The organism is Streptomyces nojiriensis, from assembly GCF_017639205.1.
In the GTDB taxonomy this organism is placed as follows: domain Bacteria; phylum Actinomycetota; class Actinomycetes; order Streptomycetales; family Streptomycetaceae; genus Streptomyces; species Streptomyces nojiriensis.
The window spans coordinates 7,852,794-7,873,804 of the sequence record NZ_CP071139.1; the positions used below are offsets into that span (position 1 = coordinate 7,852,794).

1 protein-coding gene (only partly in view) is annotated in these 21,011 nt (G+C 72.0%); it reads left to right on the forward strand.

Going from position 1 to position 21,011, the window contains the following annotated elements; genetic code table 11:
• Positions 1 to 21,011 carry the 5' portion of a type I polyketide synthase gene (locus JYK04_RS36120; protein ID WP_237410240.1) on the forward strand. The gene runs 13,408 nt beyond the window's last position, so 21,011 of the gene's 34,419 nt are visible here — the first part of the coding sequence; the start codon lies at positions 1 to 3; its stop codon lies off the right edge, out of view.

Below are 21,011 nucleotides of genomic sequence, written 5' to 3' on the forward strand. Positions count from 1 at the left end.
ATGTTGAACGATTCCCAGGATTTCGCTGCCGAAATCGACGGCGCCTCCGAGGCCGGCGAAACCCAGGGCGAATCCGAATCCGGCAGCGCCGACAGTGCCGACTGCGCTGCGGACGGCATCGCGGACGACACCACGGGCAACGCGACGGACGACGACACGGGCAACGCGACGGACGACACCACGGACAACGCCTCGGACAACGGCGACCAGTGGCGCGAGCGCCTCGCCGGGCTCACCGGGGACGAACAGCACACCGCGCTGCTCGACTGGGTGTCCTCCCTGGTCACCGCCTCCCTGCGGGACACCGCACCCACCACCCTCGACCCGCACCGCTCCTTCCTCGACCTCGGCTTCGACTCGCTCGCCGCCGTCGACCTGCACGCCCGCCTCGTCGCCGGCACGGGCCTGCGCCTGCCCGTCACCCTGGCCTTCGACCACCCCACCCCCGTCCACCTCGCCCGCCGGATCCACGCCCTGCTCCTGGGCCTGACCACCCCCGCCGCGGCCCCCGTCACCGCCGCAGTCAGCAGCGACGAACCGATCGCCATCGTCGGTATCGGCTGCCGCTTCCCCGGCGACGTACATTCCCCCGAAGCGCTCTGGGAACTCGTCGCCGCCGGCACCGACGCCATTTCCGAATTCCCCACCGGACGCGGCTGGAACCTCGATTCGCTCTACGACCCGGACCCCGACCGGGCCGGCACCACGTACGCCCGCGAAGGCGGATTCCTCCACGACGCCGACGAATTCGACGCCGCGTTCTTCGGAATATCCCCGCGCGAAGCGCTCGCCATGGACCCCCAGCAGCGCCTGCTCCTCGAAACCTCCTGGGAGGCGTTCGACCGCGCCGGCCTCGACCCCGCCGGACTCCGCGGCGGCCAGGTCGGCGTGTTCGTCGGCGCGGAGACCCAGGAATACGGCCCCCGGCTCGAAGACGCCGCCGACGGATTCGAGGGCTACCTCGTCACCGGCAACGCCGCGAGCGTCGCCTCCGGCCGCATCGCCTACACCTTCGGCTTCGAAGGCCCCACCGTCACCGTCGACACCGCCTGCTCCTCCTCGCTCGCCGCCCTGCACCTCGCCGTCCAGGCCCTGCGCAGCGGCGAGTGCTCCCTCGCGCTCGCCGGCGGCGTCGCGATCATGGCCAGCCCCGGCTCGTTCGTCTCCTTCAGCCGCCAGCGCGGCCTCGCCCCCGACGGCCGCTGCAAGCCCTTCGCGGCGGGCGCCGACGGAACGGCGTGGGGCGAGGGCGCCGGCATGCTGCTCGTGGAACGCCTCTCCGACGCCCGCGCCAACGGCCACCACGTCCTCGCCGTCGTCCGCGGCACCGCCATCAACCAGGACGGCGCCAGCAACGGCCTGACCGCGCCCAGCGGCCCCGCCCAGCAGCGCGTCATCCGCCAGGCCCTGGCCAACGCCCGCCTGACGTCCGCCGACGTGGACGTGGTCGAGGCACACGGTACGGGTACGCGGCTCGGTGACCCGATCGAGGCGCAGGCACTGCTGGCCACGTACGGCCAGGACCGCCCGGCCGAACGCCCGCTGCGGCTCGGCTCCCTGAAGTCGAACATCGGCCACACCCAGGCCGCCGCCGGCGTCGCCGGCGTCATCAAGATGGTCATGGCGATGCGCCACGGCGTCCTGCCCAAGACCCTGCACGTCGACGCGCCGACCCCGCACGTCGACTGGCAGACCGGAGCCGTCTCCCTCCTCACCGAGGCCGTCGACTGGCCGACGTCCGACGCCCCGCGCCGCGCGGGCGTCTCCTCCTTCGGCATGAGCGGCACCAACGCCCACGCCATCATCGAGGAGCCGCCGTCCGAGGACGGTACGGAGGACGACGCACAGGACGCGGCCGGCCCGCTGTCCGGCCCGCTGCCCTGGGCGCTGTCCGCCAAGACCCCCGAAGCCCTGCGCGCCACGGCCCGGCGCCTCGGCGACTGGCTCGACGCCCACCCGGACGCCACACCCCTCGACATCGGTCACTCCCTCGCCGCCACCCGCGGCCGCTTCGAACACCGTGCCGTCGTCCTTGGCGACGACCGCACCGCCCTCCAGCGCGGCCTGCACACCCTCGCCGACGGATCCGACGCCCCCGCCGTCGTCCAGGGAGCCCCCGCCACGGGACGCCTCGCCGTCCTGTTCACCGGCCAGGGCAGCCAGCGACTGGCCATGGGCCGCGAACTCTACGAGACCCAGCCGGTGTTCGCCGACGCCCTCGACAACGCCGCCTGGTACCTCGACGAACAGCTCGAACACCCGCTGCTCGACGTCCTGTTCGCCGAGGAGGACACCCCCGAGGCCGCCCTCCTCCACCAGACCGCCTACACCCAGCCGGCGTTGTTCGCGGTCGAGGTGGCGTTGTACCGGCTGGTGGAGTCGTGGGGTGTGAAGCCGGCGTTCGTGGCCGGTCACTCGGTGGGTGAGATCGCTGCCGCGCATGTGGCCGGGGTGTTCTCGCTGGAGGACGCGTGTGCGCTGGTGGCGGCGCGCGGTCGGTTGATGCAGGCGCTGCCGGGTGGTGGCGTGATGATCGCGGTGCAGGCGTCGGAGGACGAGGTTCTGCCGCTGCTCACGGACCGCGTGAGCATCGCGGCGGTCAACGGTCCGCAGGCCGTTGTGGTCGCGGGTGACGAGGACGCGGCCGTCGCGATCGCGGAGGCCTTCGAGGCGCAGGGTCGCAAGACCAAGCGCCTGACGGTCAGCCACGCTTTCCACTCGCCGCACATGGACGGCATGCTCGACGAGTTCCGCCGGGTGGCGCAGGTCCTGGCCTACGGCACGCCCACCCTGCCCGTCGTCTCCCTCCTCACCGGGACCACCGCCACCGCCGCCGAACTGGCCAACCCCGAACACTGGGTCCGGCACGTCCGCGACGCCGTCCGCTTCCTCGACGGCGTACGCACCCTCGAGGCGCGCGGCGCCGACTCCTTCCTGGAACTCGGCCCCGACCCCGTCCTCACCGCCATGGCCCAGGACTGCCTGGTCACCGACCCGCAGGACACCGCCAACCCCGCCTTCGCCGCCGCGCTGCGCACCGGCCGCCCCGAGAACGCCACCCTGCTCGACGCCGTCGCCCGCATGTTCGTCCGGGGCGCGGAGGTCGACTGGGCCGCCTGCTTCGCCGGTACGGGCGCGGAGCGCGTGGACCTGCCGACGTACGCCTTCCAGCGGCAGCGCTACTGGATGAACGCCCGCACCCCCGCCACCGAGTCGCAGACGGCGCCCGCGCACCAGGCCGACCCGGCCGACAGCGCCTTCTGGGACGCGGTCGAGCACGAGGACGTGGCCGCGCTCGCCGCCGCGCTCGAACTGGACGCGGACGGCGAACAGCCGCTGAGCGAGGTCGTCCCTGCCCTGTCGGCATGGCGCCGGCGGGTGCGGACGCAGTCCGAGGTGGACGGCTGGCGTTACCGGGTGTCGTGGAAGCCGCTGACTGTGTCGGGCGGGACGCTGGGCGGCGAGTGGGTCGTTGTCGCGCGCGAGGATGAGTCCTTGGCCGCTGGTGTGGTGGATGCGCTGGCCGGGGGTGGGGCTGAGGTCCGCCTGGTCGTTGTTGAGCCGGGTGTGGATCGTGTGGCTCTGGCTGGGCTGTTGTCTGGTGCGGGTTCTGTTGCTGGTGTGGTGTCGCTGCTTGCGCTGGATGAGGCTGCTGGGGTCGTCGCGACGGCTGGTTTGGTGCAGGCGTTGGGTGATGTCGGGGTGGAGGCGCCGCTGTGGTGCCTGACTCGTGGTGCGGTGAGTGTGGGCCGTTCTGACCGCCTGTCGTCGGCCGTCCAGGCTCAGGTCTGGGGTCTGGGGCGTGTGGCTGCCCTTGAGGTTCCCGGGCGCTGGGGTGGTCTGGTTGACCTGCCTGAGGTGTGGGATGAGCGGTCCATGTCCCGTCTGGTGGGTGTGCTGGCTTCTGCTGGTGAGGACCAGGTAGCGGTGCGTTCGTCCGGTGTCTTCGGGCGTCGGCTCGTCCGTGCCGCGAGCGGCAGCACGGACTCCTGGACGCCTTCCGGGACCGTTCTGGTTACGGGTGGTACGGGTGCTCTGGGTGGCCGGGTCGCGCGTTGGCTGGCCGGTGCGGGTGCCGAGCGTCTGGTGCTGACGAGCCGTCGTGGTCTTGAGGCTCCGGGTGCCGCCGAGCTGGTGGCGGAGCTGTCCGGGCTGGGTGTTGAGGTGTCGGTCGTGGCGTGTGACGCCTCCGACCGGGATGCTCTGCGCGTGCTGCTGGAGGCTGAGGCCGACACGCTCATGGCGGTCGTGCACACGGCTGGTGTGCTTGATGACGGTGTCCTCGACGCCCTCACCCCCGAGCGTTTCGAGAGTGTGCTGCGGGCGAAGGCGACCTCCGCGCTGAATCTGCACGAGCTGACCGTCGAGCTCGGGATCGAGCTCTCCGCGTTCGTGCAGTTCTCCTCGATGAGCGGCACGATCGGCGCGGCCGGTCAGGCGAACTACGCTGCCGCGAACGCCTACCTCGACGCCCTCGCCGAGCAGCGTCGTGCGGCTGGGCTGGCTGCCACCTCGATCGCGTGGGGTCCCTGGGCCGAAGGTGGCATGGCCGCCGACGAGGCCATGGACGCGCGGATGCGGCGCGAGGGTGTGCCGCCGATGGCCCCCGACGCCGCGATCGCCGCGCTGGCTCAAGCCGTTGGCGCCGACGAGGCCGCCCTGACCGTCGCGGACATCGCCTGGGACCGCTTCTCCGCGATCGTGGCGGGAGTCCGTCCCAACCCGCTGGTCGGCGACTTCGTCACTGGCGGCCCGGAAGGCACCACCGCCGCCACCGGACAGGGGACCGTCGTCACGGGTGCCGACGTCGCCGGTGCCGCGTTCGCGAAGCTGGCCGAGCTGCCTCGCGCCGAGCAGGAGCGGGAGCTGCTCAGCCTGGTCCGTACCCACGTCGCAGCCGTCCTCGGGCACGACGGCTCGGACGCCGTCGGGGCCGAACGCGCCTTCAAGGAGCTCGGGTTCGACTCCCTGACCGCCGTAGACCTGCGCAACCGGCTGGGCGCGGCCACCGCGCTGCGGCTTCCCACCACCCTCGTGTACGACTACCCGACCTCCACGGCCCTTGCGGAGTACCTGCGCGGGGAGCTGGTGGGCAGCGCGCCGAAGGCCGACGCCCCCCAGGGTGTCTCCGTGGCGGCCGACGACGATCCGATCGCGATCGTGGCGATGAGCTGCCGTTTCCCCGGCGGGGTACGGACTCCGGAAGACCTGTGGCGGCTTCTCGCCCGGGGCACGGACGCGGTCGCCGAGTTCCCGGCTGACCGTGGCTGGGATCTGGACCGCCTCTACGACGCGGACCCGGACCAGCCGGGGACCTCGTACACGCGCGAAGGCGGCTTCCTCTACGACGCCGCTGAGTTCGACGCCGACTTCTTCGGGATCTCGCCGCGCGAGGCCCTCGCCATGGACCCCCAGCAGCGGCTCCTCCTGGAGACCTCCTGGGAGGCCTTCGAGCGGGCCGGCATCGACCCTGCCGTACTGAAGGGCAGCCGGGCCGGCGTGTTCGTCGGCACCAACGGCCAGGACTACCTCTCCCTGGTCGCGGGCGAAGCCGACGGCCTGGAGGGGCACGTCGGCACGGGCAACGCGGCCAGTGTCGTCTCCGGCCGCCTCTCGTACGTGTTCGGACTCGAAGGCCCCGCGATCACGGTCGACACGGCCTGTTCGTCATCGCTCGTCGCCCTGCACCTGGCTGTTCAGGCGCTGCGGCAGGGCGAGTGCACCATGGCGCTCGCCGGTGGCGTGACCGTGATGTCCACCCCTGATGCCTTCGTCGACTTCAGCCGTCAGCGGGGGCTGGCGGAGGACGGCCGCATCAAGGCGTTCGCCGCGGCTGCCGATGGCACGGGCTGGGGTGAAGGCGTCGGCATGCTGCTCGTGGAGCGGCTGTCGGACGCGCGCCGGAACGGGCATCCGGTCCTGGCGGTGGTGCGGGGTTCGGCGATCAACCAGGACGGTGCGAGCAACGGTCTGACGGCGCCGAACGGTCCGTCGCAGCAGCGGGTGATCCGCCAGGCCCTGGCGAGCGCGGGTCTGTCGGCCGCCGAGGTGGACGCGGTCGAGGCGCACGGTACGGGTACCCGTCTCGGTGACCCGATCGAGGCGCAGGCACTGCTGGCGACGTACGGCCAGGAGCGCGCCGAGGGGCGGCCGCTGCTGCTGGGTTCGGTGAAGTCGAACATCGGTCACACGCAGGCCGCGGCGGGTGTCGCTGGCATCATCAAGATGGTGCTCGCGATGCGGCACGGGGTGCTCCCGCAGACCCTGCACGTGGACGCGCCCACCCCGCACGTCGACTGGACGGCGGGCGAGGTCGCGCTCCTGACCGAGCAGCGTGCATGGCCCGAGACCGGCCGTCCGCGCCGAGCCGGCGTCTCGTCCTTCGGCCTGAGCGGTACGAACGCGCACACGATCATCGAAGAGGCGCCGACGGCGGAGGAGGAAGCGGCCGCTCCCGGTCACGGCACGGGTACCGGTGCCGGTGCCGCCTCGGCCCTACCGGTGCTGCCGTTCGCCGTCACGGGCAAGAACCCCGCCGGGCTGCGCGCCCAGGCGCAACAGCTCGCGTCGTGGCTGGCCGAGAACCCGCAGGCCGCTACCGCCGACATCGCGTACACGCTCGCGGCTGCACGCTCCACGTTCGAGACGCGCGCGGTCCTGGTCGCGGACGCCGCGAGCCGTGAATCCCTGACGGCGGGCCTTGCGGCCCTGGCCGCCGGCGAGCAGGTGCCGGGGCTGGTGCGGGGCACGGCGTCGGGTGGCGGACTGGCCTTCCTGTTCACGGGGCAGGGGAGCCAGCGCCTCGGGATGGGGCGTGAGCTGTACGACGCCTACCCGGTGTTCGCGGACGCGCTAGACGACGTGTGTGCGCGCTTCGACTCGCAGCTTGAACTGCCGCTGAAGGACGTCCTGTTCGGCGACGACGCCGCTGTCCTGGACCGGACGGAGTACACCCAGCCGGCGCTGTTCGCCGTCGAGGTGGCGCTGTTCCGCCTCGTTGAGTCGTGGGGTGTGAACGCGGACTTCCTGTCCGGTCACTCGATCGGTGAGATCGCCGCCGCGCACGTGGCCGGGGTGTTCTCGCTGGAGGACGCGTGCGCGCTGGTCGCGGCCCGCGGCCGTCTGATGCAGGCGCTGCCCGCCGGCGGTGTGATGATCGCGGTGCAGGCCTCGGAGGACGAGGTGCTGCCGCTGCTGACCGATCGCGTGAGCATCGCGGCCGTCAACGGCCCTCGGTCGGTGGTCATCGCCGGTGACGAGGACGCCGCGACGGCGATCGCCGAGTCGTTCGCCGACCGCAAGACGAAGCGGCTGACGGTCAGCCACGCGTTCCACTCACCGCACATGGACGGCATGCTCGACGCCTTCCGCGAGGTCGTGGAGGGGCTTTCGTTCGAGGCCCCCCGCATCCCGGTCGTGTCCAACCTGACCGGCGCCCTCGTCACCGACGAGATGGGTTCCGCCGACTTCTGGGTGCGGCACGTCCGCGAGGCCGTCCGGTTCCTGGACGGCATCCGCGCCCTGGAGGGCGCGGGCGTGACGACGTATGTCGAGATCGGTCCCGACGGCGTGCTGTCCGCGCTCGCCCAGGACTGCCTGACCGGTGACGCGGACGTTGCGTTCGTTCCGGTGCTGCGTTCGGGCCGTGGTGAGCCGGAGACTGTGGTCACCGCCGTGGCGCAGGCCCATGTGCGGGGTGTGGAGGTGGACTGGTCCGCCTTCTTCGCCGGTACGGGTGTCACGCAGGTGGAGCTGCCGACATACGCCTTCCAGCGCCAGCGCTACTGGCCGGAGACGATCCTGTCCGGCGCCGTCGCCTCCGAGCCGGCTGCCGACGCGGTGGATGCCCGGTTCTGGGACGCGGTCGAGCGTGGCGATCTCCCGTCTCTGCTGGCGGAACTGGAGGTGGACGACGACACGAGCCTCAGCGAACTCGTCCTTGCCCTGTCGGCATGGCGCCGGCAGCACCAGGAGCAGGCGCGGGTCGATGGCTGGCGTTACCGGGTGTCGTGGAAGCCGCTGACCGTGTCGGGCGGGACGCTGGGTGGCGAGTGGGTCGTTGTCGCGGGCGAGGACGAGTCCTTGGCCGCTGGTGTGGTGGATGCGCTGGCCGGGGGTGGGGCTGAGGTCCGCCTGGTTGTTGTTGAGCCGGGTACGGATCGTTCGGCTCTGGCTGGGCTGTTGTCCGGTGCGGGTGCCGTCGCTGGTGTGGTGTCGCTGCTCGCGCTGGATGAGGCTGCTGGGGTCGTCGCGTCTGCTGGTTTGGTGCAGGCGTTGGGTGATGTCGGGGTGGAGGCGCCGCTGTGGTGCCTGACTCGTGGTGCGGTGAGTGTGGGCCGTTCTGACCGCCTTGTGTCGGCGGTCCAGGCTCAGACTTGGGGTCTCGGCCGTGTGGCTGCCCTTGAGGTTCCGGGGCGTTGGGGTGGTCTGGTTGACCTGCCTGAGGTGTGGGATGAGCGGGCGATGTCCCGTCTGGTGGGTGTGCTGGCTTCTGCTGGTGAGGACCAGGTAGCGGTGCGTTCGTCCGGTGTCTTCGGGCGTCGGCTCGTCCGTGCCGCGAGCGGCAGCACGGACTCCTGGACGCCTTCCGGGACCGTTCTGGTTACGGGTGGTACGGGTGCTCTGGGTGGCCGGGTCGCGCGTTGGCTGGCCGGGGCGGGTGTTGAGCGTCTGGTGCTGACGAGCCGTCGTGGTCTTGAGGCTCCGGGTGCCGCCGAGCTGGTGGGGGAGCTGTCCGGGCTGGGTGTTGAGGTGTCGGTCGTGGCGTGTGACGCCTCCGACCGTGACGCCCTGCGCGCGCTCCTGGAGGCCGAGGCCGACACGCTGACGGCGGTCGTGCACACGGCCGGGATCCTCGATGACGGTGTCCTTGACGCCCTCACCCCCGAGCGCTTTGAGAGTGTGCTGCGGGCGAAGGCGACTTCTGCGCTGAACCTGCACGAGCTGACCGTCGAGCTTGGTATCGAGCTCTCCGCGTTCGTGCTGTTCTCCTCCATGAGCGGCACGATCGGCGCTGCTGGCCAGGCCAACTACGCTGCCGCGAACGCCTACCTCGACGCCCTCGCCGAGCAGCGGCGTGCGGCCGGGCTGGCCGCTACCTCGATCGCGTGGGGTCCCTGGGCCGAAGGCGGTATGGCCGCCGACGAGGCCCTCGAAGCCCGGATGCGGCGGGACGGCGTGCCCCCCATGAACGCCCAGCCGGCGATCCGTGCGCTCCGGCAGGCCGTTGCTGCCGAGGACGCCTCGATCACGGTGGCCGACGTCGAATGGGAGCGGTATCTCTCCGGCCACACGGCCGTACGCCGCAGTGAGCTGTTCAGCGAGCTGAGCGAGGTACGCGCCGCTCGCGCCGGCACCGAGGCACGTGCTCAGGCGACCGCTCCGGCGGACGGGCCGGGCACCCTCTCCGGGCGACTCGCCGCGCTCGCCCCCGCCGAGCAGGTGCGGGAGCTGCTCGACCTCGTCCGTACGCACGTGGCGTCGGTCCTCGGACACGGCGGTGCGGACGCCGTCGGGGCCGAACGCGCCTTCAAGGAGCTCGGGTTCGACTCCCTGACCGCTGTCGAGCTGCGCAACCGCCTGGGTGCGGCGACCGGGCTGCGGCTGCCCGTCACCCTCATCTACGACTACCCGACGTCCGCCGCGCTGGCCGACCACCTTCGTGACGAACTCGTCGGCAGCGTCCCCGTCTCCGGTGCCCTGCTGCCCGTCGCCGCGGCCGTCGACGGCGACCCGATCGCGATCGTGGCCATGAGCTGCCGGTTCCCCGGTGGCATCGCGTCCCCCGAGGACCTGTGGCAGCTACTCGCGCACGGTACGGACGCGGTCGCCGAGTTCCCGGCAGACCGCGGCTGGAACCTCGACCGCCTCTACAGCGCCGACCCGGACCAGCCGGGGACCTCCTACACCCGGGAGGGCGGTTTCGTCGCCGGAGCGGCGGAGTTCGACGCTGCCTTCTTCGGGATCTCGCCGCGCGAGGCCCTCGCCATGGACCCGCAGCAGCGCCTGCTGCTGGAGACCTCGTGGGAGGCCTTCGAGCGGGCGGGCATCGACCCGTCGTCGCTGCGCGGCAGCCGCGCCGGCGTGTTCGTCGGCACCAACGGCCAGGACTACCTCTCGCTCGTCGCCCGCGAACAGGACGGCCTGGAGGGCCACGTCGGCACGGGCAACGCGGGCAGCGTCATGTCCGGCCGCGTCTCGTACGTGTTCGGGCTGGAGGGCCCGGCGGTGACGGTCGACACGGCGTGTTCGTCGTCGCTGGTCGCCCTGCACTGGGCGATCCAGGCCCTGCGCAACGGCGAGTGCTCGCTGGCCCTGGCCGGTGGCGTCACCGTCATGTCGACGCCCGAGAACTTCATCGACTTCAGCCGTCAGCGGGGGCTGGCGGAGGACGGCCGCATCAAGGCGTTCGCCGCGGCTGCCGATGGTACGGGCTGGGGTGAGGGTGTCGGCATGCTGCTCGTGGAGCGGCTGTCGGACGCGCGCCGGAACGGGCATCCGGTCCTGGCGGTGGTGCGGGGTTCGGCGATCAACCAGGACGGCGCGAGCAACGGCCTGACGGCCCCGAACGGTCCGTCGCAGCAGCGGGTGATCCGCCAGGCCCTGGCCAGTGCGGGTCTGTCGGCCGCCGAGGTCGACGCGGTCGAGGCGCACGGTACGGGTACCCGGCTCGGCGACCCGATCGAGGCGCAGGCACTGCTGGCGACGTACGGCCAGGAGCGCGCCGAGGGCCGGCCGCTGCTGCTGGGCTCGGTGAAGTCGAACATCGGGCACACGCAGGCCGCGGCGGGCGTCGCGGGCATCATCAAGATGGTGCTCGCGATGCGGCACGGGGTGCTCCCGCAGACCCTGCACGTGGACGCGCCCACCCCGCACGTCGACTGGACGGCGGGTGACATCGAGCTCCTGACCGAGCAGCGTGCATGGCCCGAGACCGGCCGTCCGCGCCGTGCCGGCATCTCCTCCTTCGGCATCAGCGGCACCAACGCCCACACCATCATCGAGCAGGCGCCCGACGCCGAGGAGCCGGCGCGCGCCGACGCGCAGCCGACCGTACGACCGGGCCGTGTCCTGCCGTACCTGCTCTCCGGCAAGACCAAGGACGCCCTCCGGGCGCAGGCGGCGGCTCTCACCGCGTACCTGGACGCCGCCGAGGACGACGGCGTGGACGCGGTGGACCTGGCGTACTCGCTCGCCGCGAGCCGCGCGCACCTCGACCAGCGCGCCGCCCTCGTCCTGCCCGCCGAAGACGCCCAGGACCTGCGGAACGCACTCGGACGACTCGCCACCGGCGAGTCCGCGCCCCGGACCACCACCGGAACGGCCGGCGACGGCCGTACCGCCTTCCTGTTCACGGGGCAGGGGAGTCAGCGGCTGGGCATGGGCCGCGAGCTGTACGACGCCTACCCGGTGTTCGCGGACGCGCTGGACGCCGTCTGCGCGCAGATGGACGCGGTCCTCGGCAGGCCGCTGAAGGACGTCCTGTTCGGCGATGACGCGGCTGTGCTGGACCGTACGGAGTACACGCAGCCCGCGTTGTTCGCCATCGAGGTGGCGCTCTTCCGGCTCGTCGAGTCGTGGGGTGTGAACGCGGACTTCCTGTCCGGGCATTCGATCGGTGAGATCGCGGCCGCGCACGTGGCCGGGGTGTTCTCGCTGGAGGACGCGTGTGCGCTGGTGGCGGCGCGTGGGCGTCTGATGCAGGCGTTGCCGTCCGGTGGTGTGATGGTCGCGGTGCAGGCGTCGGAGGACGAGGTTCTGCCGCTGCTGACCGATCGCGTGAGCATCGCGGCGATCAACGGCCCCCGGTCGGTGGTCGTCGCCGGTGACGAGGACGCCGCGAGGGCTGTGGTGGAGGCGTTCGCCGACCGCAAGTCCAAGCGCCTGACCGTCAGCCACGCGTTCCACTCGCCGCACATGGACGGCATGTTGGAGGACTTCCGACAGGTGGTGGCGGGGCTGTCGTTCGGCGCCGCGCGCATCCCGGTCGTGTCCAACCTGACCGGTGCCCTGGTCTCCGACGAGATGGGTTCGGCGGAGTTCTGGGTCCGGCACGTACGTGAAGCCGTCCGCTTCCTCGACGGAATCCGCGTCCTGGAGGCCGCCGGGGTCACGACGTACGTCGAGCTCGGGCCCGACGGCGTGCTGTCCGCCCTCGCCCAGGACTGCCTGGCCGAGACCGACCACGCCGTCTTCGCCCCGGTCCTCCGGAGTGGCCGTCCCGAGGCCGAGACCCTCGTCTCGGCCCTCGCGCAGGCTCACGCGCACGGCGTCACCGTCGACTGGGCGGCGTATTTTGCCGGCACGGGTGCGCGGCGGGTTGATCTGCCGACGTACGCGTTCCAGCGCCAGCGGTTCTGGCCCAGCGCGGCCGTGTTCGCCGCCGGGGACCCGGAGGCGATCGGTCTCGGTGACGCCGGGCACCCGCTGCTGGGTGCCGCGGTGACGCTCGCCGATTCGGAAGGCGTCCTCCTCGCCGGTCGGCTGTCGGTGGAAACCCACCCCTGGCTCGTGGACCACACGATTCTGGGCAGTGCGCTGCTGCCGGGCACGGCCTTCGTGGAGCTGGCGATCCGTGCCGGCGACGAGGTCGGCTGCGATGTGGTGGAGGAGCTGACGCTGGAGGCGCCGCTCGTTCTGCCCGAGCGGGGCGGCGTGCAGCTTCAGCTCGTGATCGAGGCGCCCATGGCGCCTGGGCGTCGGGCGTTCAGCGTGTACTCCCGACGTCAGGACGCGCTGGCGGAGGAGCCGTGGACGCGTCACGGGTCGGGTGTGCTGGCGGCTGGTGCCCGTCCGGAGGCCGCGCAGGAGTTCGGTGAGCTGGCGGTGTGGCCGCCGTCGGGCGCCGTGCCCGTGGACATCGACGGGCTGTACGCGGACCTGGCTCAGGAGGGTGTCTCCTACGGGCCGCTGTTCCAGGGCCTGAAGGCGGCCTGGCGACGCGGTGCGGAGCTGTTCACCGAGGTGGCGCTGCCCGAGGGCGACCAGCGGGACGCGGCGCGGTTCGGGCTGCACCCGGCGCTGCTCGACGCCGGTCTGCACGCCATCGGCCACGGCGAGTCCGGCGAGCAGGCCGCTTCCGGTGCGCTGCTGCCGTTCGCCTGGGCAGGTGTCTCTCTGTACGCCGTGGGCGCGTCCTCGCTGCGCATGCGCCTGACCCCGCACTCCGCGAACGATCCGCACACGCTGGCTCTGTTGATGGCGGATGAGACGGGGCGGCCGGTGGCGGCCGTGGAGACGCTCACGCTTCGCCCGGCTTCCGCTGACCAGGTCAACGCGGCGGGCGCCGGTCACATGGAGTCGCTGTTCCGCGTGGAATGGGTGCCGGCGCCGGTCATGCCTGCCGCTCCTGCTGGTCTGCGGTGGGCGCTGCTGGGCCGGGACGCGATCGGTCTGGCCGGCACGGGTGCTCAGGTCACCGAGTACGCCGATGTGGCGGCTTTCGGTTCGGCGCTGGAGGCGGGTGAGCCTGCTCCGGATGCGGTGTTCGTCCTGCCGTCCGCTGACGTGCTGGATGGCGACGACGCTGCGGGCTCGGTTCACACGGCGGTGAATGGCGCGCTGGCGTCCGTTCAGGAGTGGCTGGCGGATGACCGGTTCGCGGCTACGCGGCTGGTGTGGGTGACGTCGGGTGCGGTGGCTGTTGGGGCCGGTTCGGGTGTCCGGGATCTGGCGGGCAGTGCGGTGCGTGGTCTGCTGCGTTCGGCGCAGTCGGAGAACCCGGGCCAGCTCGTCATGCTCGACCTGGATGTGGAGCTGGACGCGGTGTCGGTGGCGGCGATTCCTGCCGCGCTGGCGGCTGGTGAGCCGGAGCTGGCGGTCCGCGCGGGCGTGGTGAGCGTGCCGCGTCTGGTGCGCGTGCCGTCGGCAGACGGTGCCGCCGAGGCACCCGTCGTGATGGGTGACCCGTCGGGCACGGTGCTGGTCACGGGCGCCACCGGCAGCCTCGGGCGGCTGTTCGCCCGGCACCTGGTGACTTCGTACGGTGTTGAGCGTCTGCTGCTGGTGAGCCGGCGGGGTTCTGCTGCCGAGGGTGCCGGGGAATTGGTCGCGGAGCTGGCGGAGTTGGGTGCTCGGGCGGAGCTTGCCGCCTGTGACCTCGCGGACCGGGATGCGGTGGCCGCGCTGCTGGCGTCGGTTCCGGCTGAGCACCCGCTGACGGCCGTCGTACACACCGCGGGCGTTCTGGACGACGGTGTCCTGTCGGCGCTGACACCCGAGCGGGTCGCGACTGTGCTGCGGCCGAAGGTGGACGCGGCCTTGAACCTGCATGAGCTGACGCAGGATCTGGACCTGTCTGCGTTCGTTCTCTTCTCGGGTGCGGCGGCCGCGTTCGGTGCGGCGGGGCAGGCGAACTACGCTGCGGCGAACGCGTTCCTGGAGGCCCTGGCCGAGCAGCGACGGGCCGAAGGCCTGGCTGCGACCGCGCTGGCGTGGGGTCTGTGGGCCCCGCAGGCGGGCAGTGGCGGTGGCAGTGGCGGTGGCATGGCGGCGAGCCTTGATGACGCCAACCTGCGCCGCATCGCCCGCGACGGCGTCGGGGCGCTGGCCGTCGACGAGGGGCTCGCCCTCTTCGACACCGCCATGGCGGTGGATTCGGCGGTGCTCCTGCCGATCCGCCTCGATGTCGCCGCCCTTCGGGCGCAGGCGGTCTCGGCGGGTTCGACGCCGGCCCTGCTGCGCGCCCTCGTCCGGGTGCCGGCCCGCAGGACGGTGGAGCGGCGAGGCGGCGGCTCGGAGACCGGCTCGCCGCTGGTGGCCCGTCTGCTGGCGCTGCCGGTCGCGGAGCACGAGGGTGTGCTGCTGGACCTGGTCTGCGGGCGTGTGGCCGCGGTCCTGGGCCACACCGGTGCCGAGGCGGTCGACGCCGAACGGGCCTTCCGGGACCTCGGCTTCGACTCCCTCACGGCCGTGGAACTGCGCAACGTACTCAAGGCCGAGACCGGTCTTCGACTGTCGCCGACCCTGGTCTTCGACTACCCGACGCCGGTGGCACTGGCCCGGCACCTGCTGGCGGAGCTCGCGGTGACCGCCGAGTCGGCCGAGTCCGCCGAGCAGGGCGGCGTGCGCGGGCGGCTGACGCCCGTACGGTCCGCCTTGGACGTCACGGACGACCCGATCGTGATCGTCGGCATGGGCTGCCGCTTCCCCGGAGGCGTGCGGACCCCCGAGGAGCTGTGGCAGCTCGTCGCAACCGGCGGCGACGGCATCACCGCCTTCCCGTCCGATCGCGGCTGGAACGTCGAGGCGCTCTACCACCCCGACCCGGATCACGCCGGTACGTCGTACACGCGCGAAGGCGGCTTCCTGCACGACGCGGCCGAGTTCGACCCGGCGTTCTTCGGGATCTCGCCGCGCGAGGCCCTCGCCATGGACCCGCAGCAGCGCCTGCTGCTGGAGACCTCGTGGGAGGCCTTCGAGCGGGCCGGCATCGACCCCGCGTCCGTGCACGGCAGCCGTACCGGCGTCTTCGCCGGCGTCATGTACCACGACTACGTCACGGGCGTCGGCATCGGGGACGGTGCCGGTAGCGGGGACGAGCTGCCGGAGGGCGTCGAGGGCTACCTCGGCACCGGCAACGCCGGCAGCATCGCCTCCGGCCGGATCGCCTACACCTTCGGTCTCGAGGGCCCGGCGGTGACGGTGGACACGGCGTGCTCGTCGTCGCTGGTGGCCCTGCACTGGGCGATCCAGGCGCTCCGCAACGGCGAGTGCGACATGGCCCTGGCCGGTGGCGTTGCGATCATGGCGACTCCCGAGACCTTCATCGACTTCAGCCGGCAGCGCGGCCTCGCGGCCGATGGCCGCTGCAAGTCCTTCGCGGCGGCCGCGGACGGTACGGGCTGGGCCGAGGGTGCGGGCATGCTGCTCGTCGAGCGGCAGTCGGATGCGGTGCGCAACGGGCACCCGATCCTGGCCGTGGTGCGCGGTTCGGCGGTGAACCAGGACGGTGCGAGCAATGGCCTGACGGCCCCGAACGGTCCGTCGCAGCAGCGGGTGATCCGCGAGGCTCTGGCGAGTGCGGGTCTGTCGGCCGCGGATGTGGACGCGGTGGAGGCGCACGGTACGGGTACGCGGCTTGGTGACCCGATCGAGGCGCAGGCGCTGCTGGCGACGTACGGCCAGGACCGCCCCGAGGGCCGGCCGTTGCTGCTGGGCTCCATCAAGTCCAACATCGGTCACACCCAGGCCGCTGCCGGTGTCGCCGGCGTGATCAAGATGGTCATGGCGATGCGGTACGGAGTGCTCCCGCAGACGCTGCACGTGGACGCGCCGTCGGCCCAGGTGGACTGGGAGGACGGTGAAGTCAGCCTGCTGACGGAGGCGGTGGAGTGGCCCGAGACCGGCCGTCCGCGCCGCGCGGGCGTCTCGTCGTTCGGCATCAGCGGTACCAACGCCCACACCATCATCGAACAGCCCCCGGTGGTCCTGGAGCCGGCGGAACCTGAAGCGGCAGTGCTGCTTCCGGCGGTGCCTTGGGTGCTCTCGGCGAAGGGCGACGGCGCGGTTCGGGCGCAGGCGCGTCAGCTCCGGTCCTACGTCCTGGCCGAGCCCGATGCGCGCTCGGTCGACGTTGCGTGGTCGCTGGCGGTCGGCAAGGCGTCGTTCGAGGACCGCGCGGCGGTGGTGGCCGCGGACCGTGAGGGCCTGCTGGCCGCACTGGAGGCGCTGGCCGAGGGCCGCTCGACGCCCGCACTGATCGAGGGCTCGCCCGCCCCCGGGAAGCTGGCCTTCCTGTTCACGGGGCAGGGGAGTCAGCGGCTGGGGATGGGGCGTGAGCTGTACGACGCCTTCCCGGTGTTCGCGGCGGCGCTGGACGCGGTGTGCGAGCGGATGGAACTGCCGCTGAAGGACGTCCTGTTCGGGGACGATGCCGCTGTGCTGGACCGGACCGAGTACGCGCAGCCGGCGCTGTTCGCGGTCGAGGTGGCGCTGTTCCGCCTCGTGGAGAGCTGGGGTGTGCGGCCGGCGTTCGTGGCCGGTCACTCGGTGGGTGAGATCGCGGCCGCGCATGTGGCCGGGGTGTTCTCGCTGGAGGACGCGTGTGCGCTGGTGGCGGCGCGTGGTCGTCTGATGCAGGCGTTGCCGTCCGGTGGTGTGATGGTCGCGGTGCAGGCGTCGGAGGACGAGGTTCTGCCGCTGCTGATGGACCGGGTGAGTATCGCGGCGATCAACGGCCCCCGGTCGGTGGTCATTGCGGGTGATGAGGACGCGGCGGTCTCGATCGCGGAGTCGTTCTCCGACCGCAAGTCCAAGCGGCTGACGGTCAGTCACGCGTTCCACTCGCCGCACATGGACGGCATGCTGGAGGACTTCCGCCGGGTGGTGGAGGGGCTTTCGTTCGAGGCCCCGCGTATTCAGGTCGTGTCGAACCTGACCGGCTCGGTCGTCTCGGACGAGATGGGCTCGGCGGAGTTCTGGGTGCGGCACGTCCGCGAGGCGGTCCGCTTCCTCGACGGCATCCGCGCCCTGGAGGGCGCGGGCGTGACGACGTTCGTGGAGCTGGGCCCGGACGGCGTGCTGTCCGCGCTCGCCCAGGACTGCCTGACCGGTGACGCGGACGTCGCCTTCGTCCCGGTCCTGCGCGCGGGGCGTGCGGAGGCCGCGTCCGCGGTCGCTGCCCTCGCTGTGGCCCATGTGCGGGGTGTGGAGGTGGACTGGTCCGCCTTCTTCGCCGGTACGGGTGCCGGGCGGGTGGAGCTCCCGACGTACGCCTTCCAGCGGCAGCGCTACTGGCTGCAGATCACGGGCGCGGCGCGGAACGCCTCCGGCTACGACGTGGACTCCCGCTTTTGGGACGCCGTGGAGCGCGAGGATCTTGCGTCGCTCGCCGGCACGCTGGACATGGACGACGAGAACGCCTGGGGCACGGTCCTGCCGGCCCTGTCGGCATGGCGTCGTGGCCTGCGGACCCAGTCGGAGGTGGATGGCTGGCGTTACCGGGTGTCGTGGAAGCCGCTGACCGTGTCGGGCGGGAAGCTGGGCGGCGAGTGGGTCGTTGTCGCGGGCGAGGATGAGTCCTTGGCCGCTGGTGTGGTGGATGCGCTGGCCGGCGGTGGGGCTGAGGTCCGCCTGGTCGTTGTTGAGCCGGGTGTGGATCGTGTGGCTCTGGCTGGGCTGTTGTCTGGTGCGGGTTCTGTTGCTGGTGTGGTGTCGCTGCTTGCGCTGGATGAGGCTGCTGGGGTCGTCGCGTCTGCTGGTTTGGTGCAGGCGTTGGGTGATGTCGGGGTGGAGGCGCCGCTGTGGTGCCTGACTCGTGGTGCGGTCAGCGTTGGCCGTTCGGATCGTCTGGTGTCGGCTGTTCAGGCTCAGGTGTGGGGTCTCGGCCGTGTGGCTGCCCTTGAGGTTCCGGGGCGTTGGGGTGGTCTGGTTGACCTGCCTGAGGTGTGGGATGAGCGGGCGATGTCCCGTCTGGTGGGTGTGCTGGCTTCTGCTGGTGAGGACCAGGTCGCGGTGCGGTCATCCGGTGTCTTCGGGCGTCGGCTGGTCCGTGCCGCGAGCGGCAACACGGACTCCTGGACGCCTTCCGGAACCGTTCTGGTGACCGGTGGTACGGGTGCTCTGGGTGGCCGGCTGGCTCGTTGGCTGGCCGGTGCGGGCGCGGAGCGTCTGGTACTGACCAGCCGTCGGGGCGCTGACGCTCCGGGTGCGGCTGAGCTGGTGGGGGAGCTGTCCGGGCTGGGTGTTGAGGTGTCGGTCGTGGCGTGTGACGCCTCCGACCGGGATGCCCTGCGCGTGCTGCTGGAGGCTGAGGCCGACACGCTGACGGCGGTCGTGCACACGGCCGGTGTGCTTGATGACGGTGTCCTCGACGCCCTCACCTCCGAGCGTTTCGAGAGTGTGCTGCGGGCGAAGGCGACTTCTGCGCTGAATCTGCACGAGCTGACCGTCGAGCTTGGTATCGAGCTCTCCGCGTTCGTGCTGTTCTCCTCCATGAGCGGCACGATCGGCGCTGCTGGCCAGGCGAACTACGCCGCCGCGAACGCCTACCTGGACGCGCTCGCTGAGCAGCGTCGTGCGGCTGGGCTGGCCGCTACCTCGATCGCGTGGGGCCCGTGGGCCGAGGGCGGCATGGCCGCCGACGAGGCCATGGACGCGCGGATGCGGCGTGAGGGTCTGCCGCCGATGGCCCCGGACACAGCCATGGCCGTGCTGCGACAAAGCGCTGTCTCTGGGGATGCGGCCCTGCTGGTCGCGGACGTGGACTGGAAGCGCTTCGAGCCCGCATTCGCCGTGTCACGCCCCAGCACGCTCTTCGCGGAGCTGGCGGAGACCCGCTCCGCCGCCCCCGCCTCACCTGACTCCGCATCGCCCGTCGACCGGCTTGCCGGTCTGGGCGCGGCAGAGCTGGAGCGGGAGCTGCTCGGTCTGGTCCGGACACACGTCGCGGCCGTCCTCGGGCACGACGGCGCGGACGCGGTGGGTGCGGAGCGCGCCTTCAAGGAGCTGGGCTTCGACTCGCTCACGGCGGTCGAGCTGCGCAACCGGCTCGGTGCGGCCACGGGTGTGAGCCTGCCGGCCACGCTGATCTTCGACTACCCGACCGCCTCCGCCCTCATGGCATACCTTCGCGATGAGCTGCTGGGCACTCAGGCCCTGATCACCGGCCCGGTGGCCACGGTGGTGGAGGACGATCCGATCGCGATCGTCGCGATGAGCTGCCGCTTCCCGGGCGGTGTCCGCACCCCCGAGGACCTCTGGCAGCTGCTGGCCACCGGCGGCGACGCCATCGGTGAGTTCCCGGCCGACCGCGGCTGGGACCTGGACCGTCTCTACAGCCCGGACCCGGATCAGCAGGGCACGTTCTATGCCCGTGAGGGCGGCTTCCTCTACGACGTGGCCGACTTCGACGCCGACTTCTTCGGGATCTCACCCCGCGAGGCCCTCGCCATGGACCCCCAGCAGCGGCTCCTCCTGGAGACCACCTGGGAGACCTTCGAACGGGCGGGCATCGATCCCGCCGCCGTGCGCGGCAGCCAGGCCGGCGTGTTCATCGGCACCAACGGCCAGGACTACGACGGGACGTTCCGTTCCATTCCCGAGGGCATCGAGGGTTTCCTCGGTACGGGTAACGCGGCGAGCGTCGTCTCCGGTCGCCTCTCGTACGCCTTCGGTCTCGAAGGCCCCGCCGTCACGGTGGATACGGCGTGCTCGGCTTCTCTGGTGGCACTGCACTGGGCGATCCAGGCCCTGCGCAGCGGGGAGTGCTCGCTGGCGCTGGCCGGTGGCGTCACCGTCATGTCCTCGCCGGGTGCCTACATCGACTTCAGCCGTCAGCGTGGCCTGGCGGCGGACGGCCGGATCAAGGCGTTCGCCGCCGACGCGGACGGTACGGGTTGGGGTGAGGGTGTCGGCATGCTGCTCGTGGAGCGGCTGTCGGACGCGCGCCGCAACGGTCACCCGGTTCTCGCGGTGGTCCGGGGTTCGGCGATCAACCAGGACGGTGCGAGCAACGGTCTGACGGCGCCGAACGGTCCGTCGCAGCAGCGGGTGATCCGCCAGGCCCTGGCCAGCGCCGGTCTGTCGGCCGCCGAGGTCGACGCGGTCGAGGCGCACGGTACGGGTACGCGGCTTGGTGACCCGATCGAGGCGCAGGCGCTCCTGGCCACCTACGGCCAGGAGCGTGTCGACGGCCGGCCGCTCCTGCTGGGCTCTATCAAGTCGAACATCGGGCACACCCAGGCCGCCGCGGGTGTCGCTGGCGTCATCAAGATGGTGCTCGCGATACAGCACGGCGTGCTCCCGCAGACCCTGCACGTCAATGAGCCCACCCCGCACGTCGACTGGACGGCGGGCGACATCGCCCTGCTCACCGAGCAGCGCGCATGGCCGGAGACCGGCCGTCCGCGCCGGGCCGGCATCTCCTCCTTCGGCTTCAGCGGCACCAACGCCCACACGATCATCGAGCAGGCACCGGACGCGCCCGAAGCCGAGCCGTCCGCGCAGCCGCAGGAGCGGCCCGGTGGGGTCATGCCGTGGGTGCTGTCTGCAAAGAGTGAGGCGGCCCTGCG